7 protein-coding genes are annotated in these 18,796 nt (G+C 65.3%); all 7 read left to right on the top strand.

Annotated features, from left to right (window positions below):
* Positions 1-20: 20 nt before the first annotated feature.
* The 7 genes from ACR9ZH_RS09000 (at position 21) to ACR9ZH_RS08970 (ending at position 18,700) form a co-directional block, all read left to right on the top strand.
* Complete coding sequence (locus ACR9ZH_RS09000) at positions 21-1,796, top strand: DUF2341 domain-containing protein (protein WP_481290422.1); 1,776 nt, start codon at positions 21-23, stop codon at positions 1,794-1,796.
* A gap of 10 nt (positions 1,797-1,806) precedes the next feature.
* On the top strand, positions 1,807-2,214 hold the full coding sequence (locus tag ACR9ZH_RS08995) for an ExbD/TolR family protein (RefSeq protein WP_481290421.1): 408 nt from the start codon (positions 1,807-1,809) through the stop codon (positions 2,212-2,214).
* Between the two features lie 4 nt (positions 2,215-2,218).
* Entirely contained in the window at positions 2,219-2,899 is a 681-nt protein-coding gene (locus tag ACR9ZH_RS08990) for an energy transducer TonB family protein (protein ID WP_481290420.1), read from the top strand.
* A gap of 35 nt (positions 2,900-2,934) precedes the next feature.
* Positions 2,935-4,641 carry a putative porin gene (locus ACR9ZH_RS08985; RefSeq protein WP_481290419.1) on the top strand — a complete coding sequence of 569 codons (1,707 nt, stop codon included), beginning with the start codon at positions 2,935-2,937 and terminating at the stop codon, positions 4,639-4,641.
* Between the two features lie 9 nt (positions 4,642-4,650).
* Positions 4,651-5,277 carry a hypothetical protein gene (locus ACR9ZH_RS08980; RefSeq protein ID WP_481290418.1) on the top strand — a complete coding sequence of 209 codons (627 nt, stop codon included), beginning with the start codon at positions 4,651-4,653 and terminating at the stop codon, positions 5,275-5,277.
* Between the two features lie 72 nt (positions 5,278-5,349).
* On the top strand, positions 5,350-5,862 hold the full coding sequence (locus tag ACR9ZH_RS08975; RefSeq protein ID WP_481290417.1) for a hypothetical protein: 513 nt from the start codon (positions 5,350-5,352) through the stop codon (positions 5,860-5,862).
* A gap of 58 nt (positions 5,863-5,920) precedes the next feature.
* Positions 5,921-18,700: a filamentous haemagglutinin family protein gene (locus tag ACR9ZH_RS08970; RefSeq protein ID WP_481290416.1), complete on the top strand. Its 12,780-nt coding sequence runs from the start codon at positions 5,921-5,923 to the stop codon at positions 18,698-18,700.
* Positions 18,701-18,796: the final 96 nt, after the last annotated feature.

Below are 18,796 nucleotides of genomic sequence, written 5' to 3'. Positions count from 1 at the left end.
GACATTCCAGGGGTATTACCGTGACTCGACTCTTGCTACTGACCTGCTTGCTGCTCCTCGGCTGGGTGCCGGCGGCCTATGCCGACGCCTCGTGGTGGAACCAGGACTTCGCCTTCCGCAAGGCCATCACCGTGGACACCACCGCCAAGGGCGGCAATGTCGCCACCGCGGCGGGCCGTGTGCCGTTGCTGGTGCGCCTGCACTCGGGCAACTTCACCTTCGACGGCGTCTCCGAGAGCGGTGCCGACGTGCGCTTCGTCGCCGCCGATGACAAGACCCCGCTGAACTACCAGATCGAAAGCTTCGACCCCGTGCTGGGCGTGGCCCTGGTCTGGGTGGACGTGCCCCAGCTGGGCGCGGACAGCCAGCAGCAGATCTGGATGTACTACGGCAACCCGAAGGCCCAGGGTGGCGAGAAGGCCGGCGCGGTGTTCGACGCGGACTACGCCGCCGTCTACCACTTCGAGGAAGCCGCGGGCACACCGCCGCGCGACGCGACGGCCTATGCCAACAACGCCGTGGGCAACGATGTCCTCACCGCCGACGGCATCATCGGCAAGGCGGCGCGCTTCGACGGCTCGAAGATCGTGACGCTGCCGGGCAGCGTGTCGATGAACGTGGCCGAGGGCGGCAGCTTCACCTTCAGCGGCTGGGTCAAGCCCGATCCGATGCCGGCCGGCCGCACGGTGATCTACGCGCGCCGCCAGGGCGACCAGAAGCTGTTCGTCGGCCTCGACAACGGCGTGCCCTTCGTGCAGGTGGACGACGCCAGCAGCCCCGCCGGCGAAGCGATCAAGGCCGGCAGCTGGACGCACCTCGCGGTCACCGCCACGGGTAACGACATCGAGTTGTATGTCGATGGCCGCCCCTATGCCAGGCTCGCCGCGAAGCTGCCGGCGATGACCAGCCAGGCCACCCTCGGCGGCGACATCGCCGGCCAGGCCGACACCTTCGTGCCGTTCACCGGCATGCTCGATGAAGTACGTCTGTCGCGAGTCGCCCGTCCGGCGACGCTCATCGCCGTGGACGCCCAGGCGCAGGGCGCGGAATCGAAGCTGCTGAGCTATGGCGCCGACGAGAAGCAGTCGGGCGTGGGCTTCGGCTACTTCGGCATCATCGTGAAGTCGGTCACTGCCGACGCCTGGGTGGTCATCGGCATCCTGCTCATCATGGCCGCGATCTCCTGGCTGGTGATGTGGCAGCGCGCCGCCTACGTGAACAAGGTAAGCCGCGCGAACGAGGATTTCCTCGAGGCGTTCCGCCAGCAGGGTCGCAACATACTCGCGCTGTCGCGGGACCCGGCTGCCGCGCGTCTCAACGACGCTTCGCTCTACCGCCTGTACAAGGTCGGCGCCGCGGAAGTGTGGAACCGCCGCGACGAAGACGGCCACGACCACATCGCTTCCGAATCCATCGAGGCCATCCGCGCCACCATGGACTCGGTGCTGGTGCGCGAGAACCAGGCGCTGTCGAAGTCGATGGTGCTGCTCACCATCGCCATCTCGGGCGGCCCCTTCCTCGGCCTGCTCGGTACCGTGGTGGGCGTGATGATCACCTTCGCGGCCATCGCCGCGGCGGGCGACGTCAACGTGAACGCCATCGCCCCGGGTATCGCGGCCGCGCTGCTCGCCACCGTGGCCGGCCTGTTCGTCGCGATCCCGGCGCTGTTCGGCTACAACTATCTCCTGATCCGCAACAAGAACGTCACCGCGAACATGCAGGTGTTCGTGGACGAGTTCGTGACGCGCCTTGCGGAGCAGCAGCGCACCGTCAAGCCTTCCGCCGTCGCGGCCTGAGGAACGGAGCATGCGCGCACAAGACGACGACAAGCCGTACGACGACATCAACATCACGCCGATGCTCGACCTGGCGTACGTGTTGCTCGTCATCTTCATCATCATGACCACTGCGTCGGTGCAGGGCATCAAGGTGAACCTGCCCAAGGCCAGCGCTGCGGTGAGCATGGCCAAGCCGCAGACCAAGGCCATCACCATCGCCGATTCGGGCCAGGTGTTCCTCGACGCTTACCCGGTCACCATCGACGAACTCGAGCAGCGCCTGCGCTCGCTCAAGGCGATCAATCCGGATTTCCCGGTGGTGGTGAAGGGCGATTCCACCGTCCAGTACCAGAAGGTGATGGACGTGCTGGACCTGCTGCGCCGCGTGGACCTGCCGCAAGTCGGCCTGGTCACCGGCAAGTCGCCGAAGGGATGAACGCGTGACGACGCAGCCTTACCAACGCCGTCGCCGGCGCCGCTGGCTCGGTCCCGTGCTCGGCGGCGCCGTCGTGCTGCTGCTTGCCGCGCTGATCTGGCATTTCGCCGGCAGCAGCGTCGGCGTGCGGCGCGAGGCGCCGCGCATCGCCACGATCACACCCTTGCCGCCACCGCCCCCGCCGCCGAAGGAAAAGCCGCCGGAGCCGAAGAAGGTGGAGGAGGAGATGAAGCCGGTCGAGAAACCGCAGGAGCTTCCGCAGAAGCCCGTCGACGCACCGAAGCCGAGCAACGACGTGGCGAAGAACGTGACGATCAACGGCGATGCCCAGGCCGGCAGCGACGCCTTCAATATCGGCGCCGGCGACGGCGGCGGCATGATGGGTTCCGGTGGCGGCACAGGTACCGGCACCGGCAGCTACGACCAGTACCTCGGTTACGCCATCCAGCAGGCCGTGCAGCGCGACGACCGGGTGAACCGCCTCGTGTTCGACGTGCGCGCGGACGTATGGCTGGACGCCGAGGGGCGCCTCACGCGCGCCGAACTGGTCGGCTCCAGCGGCAACGAAAAAACCGACGCGGCTCTGATGGACGCCTTGCGCGCGATGCCGCGCATCGAGGTGGCCCCGCCGTCGTCCCTACGCTTCCCCTTGCGCGTCGCCATCCGCGGGAAGCGTCCCGCATGAGCGCCGTCAACACACTACACACCCGGAGAGTTCGCATGACCATCGGAAAGGCCCGCCACCGTCCCGCACGGGCCATGCTGACGGCCGCCATCGCGCTGGCGCTCTGCGCCGGCGGCGCGCACGCACAGAGTGCGCCGTCTGACAACGCCACCATCAACCTTGTGCGCCTCCTGGTGAAGCGTGGCGTGCTGACGCAGTCTGACGCCGACGGCCTCATCGCCCAGGCCAACGCCGAAGCTGCCCAGGCGCAGAAGCTGGCGGGTACTGCCAACGCCGCGCCGGCCACGCCGGGCCAGGTGCGCGTGACCTATGTGCCGGAGGTGGTACGCAACCAGATCAAGGACGAGCTGCGCCAGGAAGTGGTGGCGCAGGCGAAGAGCGAGCACTGGGCCGAGCCCGGCAAGCTGCCCGAGTGGCTCGACCGCATCAGCTGGTCGGGCGACATGCGCGTGCGCGACGAGTTCCATTACTTCGACAAGGGCAATGCCTATCCCGTCGTGGACTTTGCGCAGCTGAACCGCACCGGCCCCTATGACCTGAACGGCGCGAACCCGCCGCCGCTGCTGAACACATTGGAGAACCGCACGAATTCGCTGCGCATCCGCGCCCGTCTCGGCGTGAACGTGGATCTCGGCGAGCACGTGAGCGCCGGCATCCGCATCGGCACCGGCAACGACAACAATCCGGTCTCCACCACGCAGACGCTCGGCGGCGGTCTGGCGAAGAAGGACCTCTGGCTCGACCAGGCCTGGCTGGCGTGGAAGCCGACGTCATGGGCGCAGGTCATCGGCGGCCGCATGCCGAACCCGTTCATGAGCACGGACCTGGTCTATTCGAACGACCTGAACTTCGACGGCATCGTCGGCAAATTCAACGTGCCGCTGAGCGAAGAGATCGGCACGTTCGCGAACGTGGGCATGTTCCCTATCGAATACCAGGCGGATGATTTCCCGTCGCAGCAGGGGATCAAGAACCCAAGCCGCGACAAGTGGATGACCGGCGCCCAGCTCGGCGGCAGCTGGAGGTTCAACGAGGATACGGAGTGGAAGCTGGCCCTGGCCTACTACCGCTTCGACCACATGCGCGGCCAGCTGTCGTCGCCGTGCTCGATCTACCTCGGCGTGACCTTCTGCGATACCGATACCACCCGGTCGGCCTTCATGCAGAAGGGCAATTCGCTGTTCCTCCTGCGCGACATCGTGCCGGATCCGAACTCGCCGTCCAGCTACGCCCAGCCGCAATTCGTGGGCCTGGTTTACGACTACCACGTGGCCGATGCGAACACGCAGCTCGACATGAAGGTGGCCGATACGCCACTGCGCATCGAAGCCGACTACATCCGCAACCTCGCTTACCACCGCCGCGATGCTTTCCGCAGCGACGTAGGCATCAACCGCCTGGTGAACAACTTCGGTGCCGGCGACTTCAGCGAGAACACGTACAAGAGCGGTCCGGTGGGCTGGATGGTTCGCGCCACCCTCGGCGACGTGAACCCGCACGCCGCGGGCGACTGGAACGTGGCCCTGGCTTACAAGTACCTGCAGCCGGACGCGACCCTCGATGGCCTGACCGACACCGATTTCCACCTGGGCGGCACCAATGCCAAGGGCTTCATCCTCGGTGGAAGCTACGGTATCTCGCCGTACGCATGGCTGAGCGCGCGCTACTTCAACGCGAAGGAGGTCTTCGGGCCGCCGCTCTCGATCGACGTCTTCCAGCTTGAAATGAATGCGCGATTCTAAGGAGGCGACATGAAACGCACCCTCATCGCACTGGCCCTGCTCACCGCCTTGCCGGCGGCACAGGCGCAGACCGCCAGCCTGGAAAGCCGCATCCGCGACCAGTTGCGCGAAGCGCGCACGCAGCTGCAGGACCTGCAGGCACAGCAATCGCAGTGGGCTTCGGAGAAGGCGGCGCTCGAGAAAGAGCGCGACGACGCGAAGAAGGGGGCCGAGGCGGCACGCGCGGCGGCGAAGAACGCGACCGGTGTGTCGCCCGACACCAGCCGGGCGCTGGCCGCGGAGCGCCAGAAGCGCGAGGCAGCCGAGGCCGAACTCCAGCGCGGCAAGGCCGACGCGGGCTCCATCGCCGTCGCCCTGCGCACCGCCGAGATCGAGCGGGCGCGGCTGGCGAAGGAACTGGATGCCGCAAAGGGGCAGGTGGACGCCTGCACCGCACGCAACGTGCAGATGTATCGCGTGGGCCAGGAGGTGATTTCGGCTTACGAGAACATCGACATGGGCGACGTGGTCGCCTCGCGTCAGCCCTTCGCCGCGAAGGCGAGGGCCAGACTGGAGAACGCGGCCCAGTCCTTCGGCGACAAGTTATACGAACAGCGCTTCGATCCGCGCACCGGCCAGGCATCGGCCACGCCATGAAGCGGAACAGGTCTGCCCAGTGGTGGGGCGCAATGGAAGGCGTGGGACACCGCACCGGACACGGACGTCCCCATGGGTCCGGCGAGATCGGCCATGTACCCGGACCATGACGCCGCGTCGCTGCCCGTCTACCACGCGCAGCGGCCGCGCACGTCGCGCGCCCGCGCCGCGGCCGACGCGCGCATCTGTGGCATGAACTGCATGCACGCCCTGGCCGAAATGCTCCGCCAGCTTTTCGCGGCTCGCCAGGGCAGGGCGGCAGAAGTCCTGATGGACCGCTGCTCGCGCGAAGCATTGGAAAAGCTGGTGCGCGAGTCCTCGGCCTTCCTGGGTTCGCGCGTGCTCTACGCGGTGGAAGACCGGCTGCGTCACCGCAAGCCGCAACTGGACGAAACGGCACTCCCGACGATCCGCGCGATCGCCAGCGTGCTCAACGCGTGGCTCCACGACGGCCGCCGCCTGGCGATCCGCGCGGTGCTGCGCGAACTCAGCGAGGAGGAGCTCAGGGAGCTCGCCGCGCTGCCCGAATTGAACGATGAAGTGGCGACGATGACCGGTGACTTCGCGGGCGGGAACGCACCGTGACCGCCGCCAACCGACACCGCGGCGCAACGACGCCGCATTCTGCTTTCCGAGGTCAGTCATGATCGTGCGTACCAAGACCCCCAACGACATCCGCCGCCCGGCTCCCGTCAAGCCCCGGCCGACCCTGCACCGCCGGGCCATGTGCCAGTTCATCGCCATGGCCTTGTTCGGCACCGGCATGGCGCACGCCGGCACGACGCCGCCCGCCTTCAGCCAGGCATGGTTCGCGACGAAGCAGCCGGGCGCACGTCCGCCTTCGGCGCCGTCCGCCGCTGCCAACAACGGCAACAACGTCAGCTTCACCCCGGGCAGCGCGCTCCTGCAGCAGCGCGTCCAGAATTCCATCCAGAACCTCAACAACGCCGCCGCCGCGCTCGCGGCGCAGATGCAGCAGCAGAAGGACGCGCAGGCCGCCGCGGCGCAGCTGGTGTCCAAGGTGCCCGACGGTCTCGTCGAAGGCGGCCTGAAGCCGGCCGCCGGCATCGCCGCGGATCCGTCGTTGTGGCAGAACGCCAATGCGCCTACCGATACGGTGGCGGGTGGCAAGCATACGGTGGAGGTGAAGCAGACTGCCAAGAAGGCGATCCTGACTTGGGATAGCTTCAATGTCGGACGCGATACAACGCTGTATTTCAACCAGTCGGGCGGCAACCTCACGGGTGGCGGGAACGATTGGATTGCGTTGAACCGGGTGAACGATCCGTCGGCTAGTCCGAGTCAGATCCTTGGCAAGATGAAGGCCGAGGGTACGGTTTATCTGTTGAACCGGAATGGGGTCATTTTCGGGCAGGGTGCGCAGGTGGACACACACTCGCTGATGGCGAGCTCGATGTATCTGTTCTCGAAGGATCTGAAGACGAGTAACGATACGTTCCTCAATTCGGGCATCGGCCAGCGCCTCACCCTGCCGGTGCTTCTGGCCGATACGTCCACGGCCGACGGCACCGGTGTGGTCGTGGAGAAGGGCGCGTCGCTTACCGCAGGCAGCGACGGTTTCGTACTTCTGGCGGCACCCAAAGTCGCCAACCATGGCGCGATCGTGGCGGACGATGGTCAGGTGCTCCTTGCGTCGGCCCGGGAGCTCGACGGTGCAAATTCGGCCAACGGCCTTGCGCTCACGCCCAGTGGCATCGTGGCGAGCGGTCCCTCGGACAGCATTGGGAACACCGGCCTGATCCAGGCGCGTCGTGGGTCGATCACCATCGTGGGTCCCCAGATCGCACAGGATGGCGTGGTCGTGACATCCACCAGTATCGCTCGGCCCGGCAGCATCAACATTCAAGGCGTCGCAGGCCTGGGCCTCGGACCGGTCGAGTTTGGTGCGGGCTCGGTCACGGCTGTATTACCCGAGAAAGACGGGACGACGACGACCTCCACACCGGAGGCCGACAAGGTCTTCGTGCCGGGTAGCGTTACGGTGTCCGGATCGAGAGTTACGCTCGACGGCGGTTCGCTGATCGAGGTGCCGGGTGGCAAGGTTTCGCTGCAGGCCCTGGCCCGGGGCGGACAATCTCCGCAGCCCAACGAAGGCAGGATTTACATCGATGGGGGAGCCACCATCGATGTTTCTGGCCTCGCGGATGTGGAACTGCCCATGTCGGCGCTGCTCGTCAGTATCCCTCGCATCGGCCAGAACGAGCTTGCCGATTCGCCGCTTCTGCGCAACAGCTTCCTCTATACGCAAAAGAACATCATGCTGGACAGCTCGGTGTCGGGTATACGAGCGGACGGCCTGAACTGGATCGGCAGCCCCATCCTCAACGCGGCGGGCTACGTGCAGAACGTTCCGCGCGACATCGACCAGATGCTGACGCACGGAGGGTCCATCGCGCTGGATGGCAACCAGGTCATAGCGCGCACGGGCTCGCACATGGCATTGGATGGTGGTTATCTCGCCTACCAGTCGGGATGGATCAGCACGCCGAACCTTCTTGGGGCGGACGGGCGCATCTATAACATCGAGTCCGCCAATCCTGACGTCGCCTACGTTGGATTCGCTGGCCAATACACCAGCACGCATAGTCGCTGGGGTGTGAGCGAAACCTATAACTCACCCGTCATGGGTGGCACCCGCCGTTACCAGGAAGGCTTCGTCAAGGGCGCGGATGCCGGCACGATGACGGTGCATGCGAATACGGCTCTGGTGCTTGACGGCGATATCTCGGCCGAGGCAACGCCAGGAACACGGCAGAAGGGCGACGGCACTCAGCCGGATGGCGGCACGTTTGCCTTCGATATGGTCAACCCCGGCGGTGGCCTCGGAGGCAGGGGCGGCCTTCGGATACAGCAGGTGTCGCGTACGCTCGAGTCGCTCTTGCCGGGTTTCAATCGCGATACGCTTTGGAGCGACGTCGATGTGGCGGCAAGTCTGGACGCGCCATGGATGGTCGTCAGTGCGGACACATTGGGTAAGGCCGGCTTCAGCACGGTCGATCTGACGGCGACTTCCGCCGTCGAGGAGACCGCCGGGACCCACCTCGCGTTGCAACCGGGTGGAAGTGTGTCGATCGCCGGTTCGCGCGTGGACATCTATGGCAGCATCGAGGCACCTGCAGGGAACATCTCGATCACGACGGGCGCTCCCACCCAGGCGCCGGGTCAAGCGTTGACTGCATCGGTCCAGGACGCGGACATCACCCTTCACGATGGCGCGCTGCTTAGCGCACGCGGCCAATGGGTGAATGACACTGGATTGCACGCCGATCAAGCCAGGGGCGATCGGTGGATCAATGGCGGCAACGTGACGCTTGCCACGATCCAGGCGGTCAGCGGGAGGAACAGCGACGGTACGGGTTCGATTTTCCTGCAGCAGGGGAGCGTGGTCGACGTCTCGGGCGGTGGCTACGTGAATACGCGTGGAGACGTCAGCCTCAATGACGGCGTACCGGCTGGGCGGGGTGGCAATCTCTCGATACAAACCTATCTCCAGAAACCCGGTTCCTCAGCCTGGGACCCTATCGGTACTCCGCCGGCTTCCTTCGGCAGTGGGCGGATTGGCTTGGACGGCACGATTCGCAGCTGGGGATTTTCCGGCGGCGGCGCATTGACGCTGCGTGCCGCGCAGATTCAAGTGGGTGGCGATCCATCGAACATGTCGCTCGCGAACGGTCTGTGGCTGTCTCCCGAGTTTTTCAGCGGGCAGGGCTTCAGTCGTTACAACCTCGATTCGGTGACCGATGCGACCGTCGCGGACGGCGCGCACGTATTGGTGCGCCCAGCAAATATGCTGGCCGATCTCGATGCGCTACGCGGTGTTGGTAGCGATGCCGATCTGTACGCGACGCCCGGGGTGACGGGCGTCGGCTTTCTGGACGATTGGCAACGATGGGCGACGCGAGGCGCATCTGCGGACCAGGCGCCAGGCATAACGATACGGGCAGGTGACTATCTCAATTGGGCGATTGTGGTAGGTGACCCGACCAGTGGTCCTCGCGACGTGCCGAACGTATCCGGCACGGCCACCGTCGGCAACGACGCCACCGTGGATGTGGATGCGCAAGGCCTGATCGATATCTCCGCTTGGCACAGCGTGGAAGTAGGCGGCCGTCTGACAGCGCACGGCGGTACCATCAACCTCACGGCGCTTCCGGCCGTGGCGGATACGGGGCTGACCTCGCGCGTACGGGTCGATGATGGTGCCGTGCTCGATGCCAGCGGCGTTGCGTTGCTGAATAGTCACGTAGCACCAGCCAACGGCCCGGCTGGCCGGACAGTCCCGCGCCTGGGCGATGTCCTGGCGGGCGGTTCCGTGGCGTTGACGGGCTCCGACGAGACCTTCCTGATCGCCGACGACGGCGCTCGCATCGATGTCTCCGGTGCGGCGTCTACCTTTGATCTTCCGAGCGCGTCCCACCGGCTCAATGGCGTCACGGTGGACGCGGAACCCACGGCGGTCTGGAGCGATGCCGGCAGCATCATGTTCGGTGCTTCGGCTGGCCTTTATGTCGGCGCGACACTTGATGCCCACGGTGGCTCGGCATGGGCGGACGGAGGCTCCCTGCAGATAGCCTCGCTCACTACGTCTGACCCCTTCGCCAAGGTAACCGCGAAGGGCATTCTCGTGCGCCAGTCGTACGCTGGCAAACCAGCGTTTGCCGCGAGCGATGCGAGCGATGGCGGCACCTTTGGCGCAGACGGCACGCTGACGTTTGCAGCCGACGTCCTCAAGGGATCGGGCGTGGCTGGCTTGCAGTTGGGCAGTGACTCGGTTGCTTTTGCCGGGGATGTGAACCTTGATCTCGCCCGCGAGGTCGTGATCAATGCTCCCATCATCGAGGCACTGCCGGGGAATGCCGCAAGCATCGATCTCCCGAAAGGCTTCCTGGAGGGCGCGGGCCATGTGAGCATCAACGCGCCTTATGTGCAAATAACCGGCATGGCGGCTGCTCCCGTCACGGCGGCGGCGGGCGACGGCATCCTCGATATCCATGCCGCCACCGTCGACATGGGAGGCATGGTCAACCTGCAAGGCTGGCGTCAGGCCCAATTCAACGCAAGCGACGACCTGCGCTTCACGCTACCGTCGTCGTTGGCTTCGTTGGATGGTTCCAAGGTCCAGCCGGGCATGCTGTTCTCCACCGGCGACCTCGTTTTCTCTGCCGGGCAGGTGTATCCCACCAGTGCGTATCGCTTCGCCATCGATGCGAATGCATCGGGTCTGCCCGATGCGGAAGGCAACACGCGCGAAACGACCGTTACCTTCCTTCCGTCCGGCAAGGCATCGACCGCGCCATTGTCTGCCGGTGGCGCGCTCCTCGTCAGCGCCGATCACATCGAACAGCAGGGCACGATCCGCGTGCCGTCGGGCAGCATCGTGCTGGGCACGAGCGATCCGGCGTCGGCCGTCATCGATTTCGGCCTCCCAGCCAGTCTGCCTGCCCTGGCAGCCACGAAGAGCGTTCATTTGGCGCCCGGCAGCGTCACCTCCGTGTCGCTTGACGGTCTTACCGTTCCCTATGGCAACACCGTGGACGGCGTGGACTGGCGCTACCTCCTGCGTTCCGGCACATCCGCTCCCATCGTCGGTACACCGCCTGCCAAGCAGATCGAAGTGCAGGGAGATACCGTGGCGCTCGATGCGGGCGCGACCGTCGACCTCGACGGCGGTGGACACCTGCAGGCCTCGGAATTCGTACCCGGCACTGGCGGTACGCGCGACCTGCTCGCGACGGCGCCGAACGGCGCGACGGTCTACGCGATCCTCCCGGGTCATCAGAGTGCCGTAGCGGCGACCGACATGGCGATGGATGCCAACGGTGTGATCCAACCCGGTGCCGGTCGCCAGGTGTATCTCTCCGGTGTGCCGGGCCTGGACGCCGGTTACTACACGCTGTTGCCCGCGCAGTACGCCACGCTGCCTGGCGCGTTGCGCATCTATCAGACGGGGTCTCGCGATGCCGTCGTCGGCCGTGCCGCGGCATTTGCGGACGGCGGCTATGCCGTGGGTGGTTACTATGGCGATGCGTTCACGGGCGCGCACGATGCGCGCACGACCACCTTCGTGGTGCAGTCGGCGGACACCTGGCAGCAGTACTCGCAATACCGCCTGACCGACGCAGATAGCTTCTTCAATGCCGCGGCCGCCAAGAAGGGCCAGGTGGCGCCGGCCCTGGCGGCGGACGCCGGGCGGCTGCAGATCGGAGCCGGGCACCAGCTGGACCTCGGTGCCACGCTGGACGCCACGCCCGACAAGGGAGGGCGCACCTCGCAGGTGGACATCGCTGGCCAGGCCATCCAGATCCTTGGCGCGGAAGAGACCGCGCGCGACGGCTATCTGGGCATCTCGGCGGACGGACTCACCACACTGGGCGCGGGTAGCCTGCTCCTTGGCGGCACGCGCCGCAGCGACACCGACGGCGATCACGTCGACGTGACCGCCAATTCAATTTTGCTGTCCAACGATGCCGCGCACCCCCTGGCCGGGCAGGAGATCCTGCTCGTGGCCGGTGCCGCCGGCGACGGCATCATCCTCGAGAGCGGCAGCGTTCTCGCCGCGCGGGGTGACGGCAACCCGGTCGCCAGCCAGCCCGTAGTGTTCGGACGTAAGGCCGGTAACGATGCCAGCGGAACGCCGGTATCGGCGATCGACGGCGATGGCGCACTATTGCGCGTCTCGCAGAACGGCGCGGCACCTGTCTCCCGCCTGGGCCTGGATCCAAGTTCTCCAGGTGGCACGCTGACAATCGGTGCCGGTGCGACGGTCGCGGGCGGCAACGCTCTTTCGCTGGATGCCACCGGCCGCGTGCGCGTGGACGACAATGCGCTGCTGTCCGGCAAGAACATTGACGCCACAGCCAATCGCATCGCCTTCGTCGGCACGGATACGATTGCACCGACGGATGGCCTGGCCATTGGCGCCGCGACCCTGGCGCAGTGGCGCGGTTCCGATTCGGTCACGTTGCGTAGCCGCGGAAACATCGATTTCCTCGGTGCGCAGGACGTCGCCGTCGACAATAGCCTGGTGTTGAGCGCGGGAGGGATCACCGGCGATGGCCATGATGTAAGCCTGCACGCCGGCACGATCGGCTTCGCGAACCTGCTGGGCGCTGCGACGGGTAATGCGCTGGCAGGCGACGGTACCCTCAGCGTCGATGCGAACGAGATCGACTTTGGCCAGGGCGCGACAACGTTGCGCGGCTTCGGCGCCTTCGACGGCTCAGCGACTTCCGGCATCGTCGCGGTGGCGCAGGGCGGCATGGACTTTGGCGCGGCCTCCGTGGACCTGTCGGCGCCGGTATTCGTCGCCGACGGCGGCTCGGCCTCGACCCTGGCCACCAAGGGCGCGATGAATCTGCACGGCCTCGAGGGGACGGCGCTTTCGCGCGATGGCCTGGGTGGCTCACTCACCCTGCGCGCGGCCAGCATCGACGACAGCATGAATCTCAAGGCGGCGGCGGGTGGCCTTACCCTCGACGCCATCCAGGGCGGCATCCATGTGGACGCGGGCACCTCGCTCGATGTCGGCGGCGTGACTCGCCAGTTCTTCGACACGGCGGCGTACGCGCCGGGCGGTAGCCTGGCGCTGAGTGCCACCGGCGATATCGCCATCGACGATGGCGCCTCCGTCCGCTACGGCGGTGCCATGGGAGCCGGCGACGCCGGTTCCTTCAAGGCCGTTGCCGGCGGCGCGCTCGCACTCGGTGGCACGTACGACGGCCACGCGGCAGACGGCTATCGAGGAGGCTATTTCACCATCGGCACCGGCGGTGCTCTCGACCTCGATTCGCTGGCCGGGCTTGTCGCGGCGAGCGGATCGACGGGCCTGGTGGATGTCACCAGCGGGCAGGGCGACCTGTTGCTATCCGGCAGTACGACCCTCAAATCGCAGAAGGTTTATCTGTACGCCAACGGCGGCAAGGCGCGCATCGACGGCACCGTGGATGCAAGCTCGCCGGCGGGCAGCCATATCGAGGTGTGGGCTCGCCGGGGTGTCGATATCGATGGCAGGCTGGATGCTCATGTCACTACGCCGGAGCAGCGCGGTGGCGACGTACTGCTGGGCACGACGGGTACGGGCAACGGCATGACCGATCCGACCTACGGCTATGAGGAGGTCGAGCGCACGGATGCCGGGTACGTCCACGTGGGCGCCGGCGCCCGGATCGACGTCTCGGGTGGTTCGGATACGGCTTTTGCCGGGGGCAAGCTGAGCATTCGCGCGCCACTGCTCGTGGATGGGGACGTGCCGGTAGCGATCGACGATCCGGCGTCGATCAAAGGCGCTCGCGACGTCACCATCGAGCCGTTTGCCGTGTGGAGCACGAAGGACGGCACCAGCAACCAGCAGCGTTTCGATGGCGTCATCGATCCGGCAGGCTGGTTCGCCAGTGACGGCGTGACGATGGTGCCGGGCAGCTGGGTCGACGGGAAGGGTAACGCATTGCCGCCGCCGGCCGATGCCGCCCAGCAGGTGGACTATCTCGACAAATATTACTTCACGCCGGACGCGATCAATATCGATCACGCGGGCTTCTACGGCTATCGCGACGGCGATCCCACGCACGGTCCCGGTACGTTGATGGGTTTCGTGGAGCGGCCCGGCTTTACCTTCGGCAATCGCTTCGACGGGATCGCCAATGTCCACGTGCGTCCGGGTATCGAACTGCGCAATCCGGCCGATGGTGCCAACGGTGGCGACATCAAGGTAGTTACCAACTGGAACCTCGGCGCGGGTGTTACGGGTAACGACGGAAAGCCGCAGCTGGCTTACCGCTATAACGGTGAAGCACCGATCCTGACCGTACGCGCGGCAGGGAACCTCGACCTCGACGCGAGCATTACCGACGGCTTCTATCAACGGAATGATGGTGCCGGCCTCAACGACCCTCCGGCTCCCGGGGCGCCCGAAGACCCGCGTTATGAAGCGGCACTGGCCGGCTATCAGAAGTCGCTCGATTATCTCGACGCCAACAACGACGCCTGGAATGGGACGATCAACCTCGCCGACGGCGATCCGGCGAACGGCATGACGCCCGGCGGCGGTGTGGCTGACATCAGCAAGGATCCGTACTACCAGCCGTTGACGGCCCCCTCGAAGGGGCAGGTCGACGATTACTATGCGAATTACCAGCAGTACATCGGCGAGTTCGGCGACGCAGATAACCTCTTGTGGTCGTCCTTCTTCGTCCAGACGAACAGCACCACGGGTTTCCTGGTCCACAACCCGACGTCGCTGGTCGCCCCGCAGCCGGGAGCCTACGCTGACTATGCGACTTATGCCGCCGACTACATGACCTGGCTGCAGAGTAATTTCGGTTTCGGCATGCGGACGAATGAAACACCGTCACCGCTGCTTCTGCCCGTGGCAAGCGACTATAGCGCCTGGTCACAGGACTATGCCACGTACATCGGCAACCACATCAATTACTTCACCACGGTTGCATTCACGGTCACGGACCCCGCATCGAACATCCCGCAGTTGTTCTATGCGCCGTTCGCGCCGAAAGAATCGAATCCTGCGAACCCCCTGTACACCGCTGCACTCACGGCATACCAGAAGGCCCAGGCGTACCTCGACGCCAACCACGCCTGGAACGGATCGATCAACCTGGCCAGCGGCGACCCCGCAAATGGGATGACGCCGGGCGGTGGCACGGCTGACATCAGCAAGGATCCGTATTACCAGCCGTTGATTGCACCAGCGGTCAAGCAGACGGATCAGTACTACGCAAATTATCAGGCCTACCTCGGCGAGTTCGGCGACGCCGACAATCCCTTGTGGTCCTCCTTCTTCATTCAGACGAACAGCACCACGGGCTTCCTCAGTTACAATCCAACGTCCCTTCAGGCACCGCAGCCGACCGCGTTCGCGAACTATTCGAACTACGCCGACAACTACCTGGCCTGGTTGCAAGGCAACTTCGGATTCGGCCTTCGGACGAATGAAACGCCCTCGCCGCTGCTTCTCCCAGTCGCTGCCGATTACGGCACATGGTCTCAGGACTATGCGACGTACCTCGCCGGGCACCTCAATTACTTCACGACCGTCGCCTTTACCGTCACCGATCCTGCGACAAACACGCCGCAGCTGTTCTATGCGCCGTTCGCTCCTCGTGAGAACGCGGACAATTCGGCTCCTCCTGCCGTCGCTTTCGGCAAGCCGGCGCCAGATAATTCACCGTCCAACATGCCTACGCTCGGCAACGCCACGTCGCTGGCCTCGGCCACCTTGCTTGGTGGGCCGAGCACGTCGTATCGCTTCGCAGCGGGCGCCGACGTCAACGGTCTCGATCCGCTGGCCACGTCGGTGGCCTCGACGGGAAATGTCCGGCTGGATGGACACTTCGAGGTCAAAGACACGGTATCCGACCCGAGCATCGTGACACCGAACGGTCCCTTCTCCGGAAAGACCGTATTCATGCCGACGACCATCCGCACGGGTACCGGTGACATCGACATAGCTTCTTCCGGCGATATCCAGTGGCTGGATACCGCGTCGCCGGCCACGATATACACCGCGGGTACGCCGGCGGCAGGCACGACGGCGGATACGGACGTCAGCGTCGTGAGGCCGTCCGAAATCGCAGGGCAGGTGGGCCAAACGCAGCCCGACATGCTGGTCAACGGATTGGTCAACCCCGATCAGGCTGGAGATGTTCACCTCCGTGCCGGCGGCGATATCGCAAGTATCCAGAATGTGCTGGATGACGATGGCTCGCAGACGAAATCGGAGCCGGGTACTTCGGTGGCGCAATACTGGTGGCAGTGGATGCAGGTCGGAAACGCCGCCGACGGCTCTCGTTCGTCCATCGACTTCGCCAATTTCCACCAGGGTGTAATGAGCGTCGGCGGCAACGTCGACGTGGATGCCGGTGGCGATGTCAGCGAGCTCTCCGTGTCGCTTCCCACTACCTGGTACAAGAATCCGGACGGCAAATCGATCACCACCGTGGGCGGCGGCGACCTCTCCGTGCATGCGGGCGGCGACATCCTGAGCGGTACTTACTTCGTGGCCAGGGGCACGGCGGATGTGCGCGCGGATGGGGCTATTGGCGCATCGCCTTCCCTTGCGAGCTTCGACATGGGCGCGGCATTCGACGGAACGGAAGTGACGACGCCGGTGTCCACCCTGTTCGCGCTGCAGGATGCCCGGTTCACCGTCAACTCTCGCCAGGGCACGGATATCGGCGGTGTATACGATCCCTCGTACTACCGGTCCGCAAACATTGAATCGCTGTTCCCCGCGGGCCATTCGGACAGCCAGGGCTACTCGACGATGTCGTCGTTCTCGGCGACTTCGGCCAGCGGCGACGTCGTTTTCGGCAGCCTTTTCTCGCCAGGCGCTCTTTTCGCACCGAGTCCGCTGCTGGGTACCAGTGGCATCGTGGGTCCGTACCTGCCTTCGAGCTTCGCTCTCCAGGCGCTGAGCGGCAGCGTGGATATCCGTACCAATGGCGAGTTGTTTCCGTCCGCCACGGGAAACCTGACCCTTCTCGCGTCGGCCGACATCCACCTCGCGCGGACGACGTTTGATTCGAACGGACAGAGCTTTGGATTGATCGATTCGTCACCGGGCGATATGCCGTCGCCGCTCCAACCCATTGGGGTGCGCGACGACCATCGGTTGGGGCTGACGTCAGGCGATGAGCATGAACCCGAAGCCTTGCACGCCGACGATACGACACCCGTGCGTGTTTACGCCGTAAGCGGAGATATCACGAACGGCTTCGCCGGGTCCGGTGGCTTCTATTTCAACCTCCTTACGCTGGCTCCTTCGAAACAGGCCGACATACGAGCAGGCCGCGACGTCGCCAACCTGTCGCTCATCGGGCAACACACGCGTCGTGCCGACATCACGCGCGTCTCGGCCGGTCGCGACATATACGACACGCCATTCGGCGCCAACTCCGCTGTGCCTAATAGCTGGTCGTACACCCTCGCGCCCTCGCTTCTCTTGGGCGGTCCGGGTACCTTAGTGGTGGACGCGGGCCGCGATATCGGTCCCTTCGTCAGCCAGGCGGACGTCTCGTCGTTGTCCTCGGGTGGCAACGCATACCCGACCGGTATCGATGCCGTTGGCAACTTGTATAACCCCTTCCTGCCGCATGAAAGCGCCGAAGTGCTGGTGAACTTCGGCGTCGGACCCGGTGTGGACACCGCCGCCTTCCTTGCACACTATCTTGAAGGCACCGATGGCCTGCCCAGTTTGCTGCCGGACCTCGTCGACTTCATGCAGCGCCGCATCGCGGGCAACGCCACGGCCACCGGCCACGTGGTCGACGACACGACGGTCTCGCTCACGGAGCAGCAGGCTCGCGATCTCTTCGCCAATGAGCCTGAGATCGTGCAGCGCCTGTTCGCGGAGAAGGAGCTCTTCAAGCTACTGGCGCAAGTCGGCACGGATTACAACGATGCGTCGAGCCCTTATGCGGGACAGTACGCCCGGGGTTACGCGGCCCTGGGCAGCCTGTTCCCGAGTAGTCTGGGTTATACGTCGAACGGTACGGGGCAAGGTGGCCTCAACGGTGCGGCTGCAACGGTGGACACCGGTGACCTCGACATCCGCAGCTCGACGATCCAGACCCAGCAGGGCGGCGATGTGACCTTGCTGGGCCCGGGCGGACAGGCGCTGATCGGCAGCACTTCCGCACCGGCGCAGTTCGTCGACAGCCAGGGCAGGGTAACGGGCGGTCCCAATTCCATGGGCCTGCTGACCCTCGAAGCAGGCAACGTCAACGTCTTCACCGACCGCAGTCTGTTGCTGGCCCAGAGCCGGATATTCACCGAACAGGGTGGCGACGTCACGATCTGGAGTTCCAACGGTGACATCAACGCCGGTCAGGGCGCCAAGACCAACAGCGAGGTACCGCCGCCGACCTTCCTCTGTGATTTCGACGTATGGTGCCGTGTCGATGCGCGGGGCCAGGTGAGCGGCGCAGGAATCGCGACGCTTCAGACGGTCGAGGGTGCAAGGGCAGGTAATGCCTATCTCATCGCACCGCGCGGCACGGTGGATGCGGGTGACGCGGGTATCCGGGTTTCCGGCAATCTCGTCATTGCGGCGGCGCGCGTCGCCAATGCCGACAACATCCAGGTCAAGGGCGAGTCGATCGGCGTGCCCGTGACGGCGGCGGTCAACATCGGTGCATTGAATGCGGCCAGCGCCGCGGCTACCGCCGCGTCGCAGGCGGCCGAGGACGTGGCGCGCAAGCAACAGTCGGACGCTCGCGACAAGCTTCCGTCCGAGATCTCCGTACGTGTCCTGCGCGACGGCGATGACACGTCGAGCGTGTCGCCGGCCACCGGCTACGATGACAAATCACCGGTGCAGGTCCTTGGTCGCGGCGACGCGAAGGGGCAGCTGACGGAAGCGGAAAGGAAGGGGCTTCGCCGGATGTGAGCGTCGCCTCATTCCGGTTCATGACAATGAATATGAAAGCTCCGCGCAAACGTGACGCAAGTCCGCTCCTGGTTTGCCGAAATCATCAACTCATCA

The sequence above is a fragment of the Luteibacter sp. SVR4-7G genome (assembly GCF_056755555.1).
Note: the sequence above shows the minus strand (reverse complement) of the source record. Positions and strands in the feature narration are given on the sequence as shown.

Excerpts from the sequence above, each read along its gene's own strand:
- ACR9ZH_RS08970 (WP_481290416.1), top strand. The coding sequence starts at position 5,921 with ATGATCGTGCGTACCAAGACCCCCAACGACATCCGCCGCCCGGCTCCC.
- ACR9ZH_RS08985 (WP_481290419.1), top strand. The coding sequence starts at position 2,935 with ATGACCATCGGAAAGGCCCGCCACCGTCCCGCACGGGCCATGCTGACG.
- ACR9ZH_RS08980 (WP_481290418.1), top strand. The coding sequence starts at position 4,651 with ATGAAACGCACCCTCATCGCACTGGCCCTGCTCACCGCCTTGCCGGCG.
- ACR9ZH_RS08995 (WP_481290421.1), top strand. The coding sequence starts at position 1,807 with ATGCGCGCACAAGACGACGACAAGCCGTACGACGACATCAACATCACG.
- ACR9ZH_RS08975 (WP_481290417.1), top strand. The coding sequence starts at position 5,350 with ATGGGTCCGGCGAGATCGGCCATGTACCCGGACCATGACGCCGCGTCG.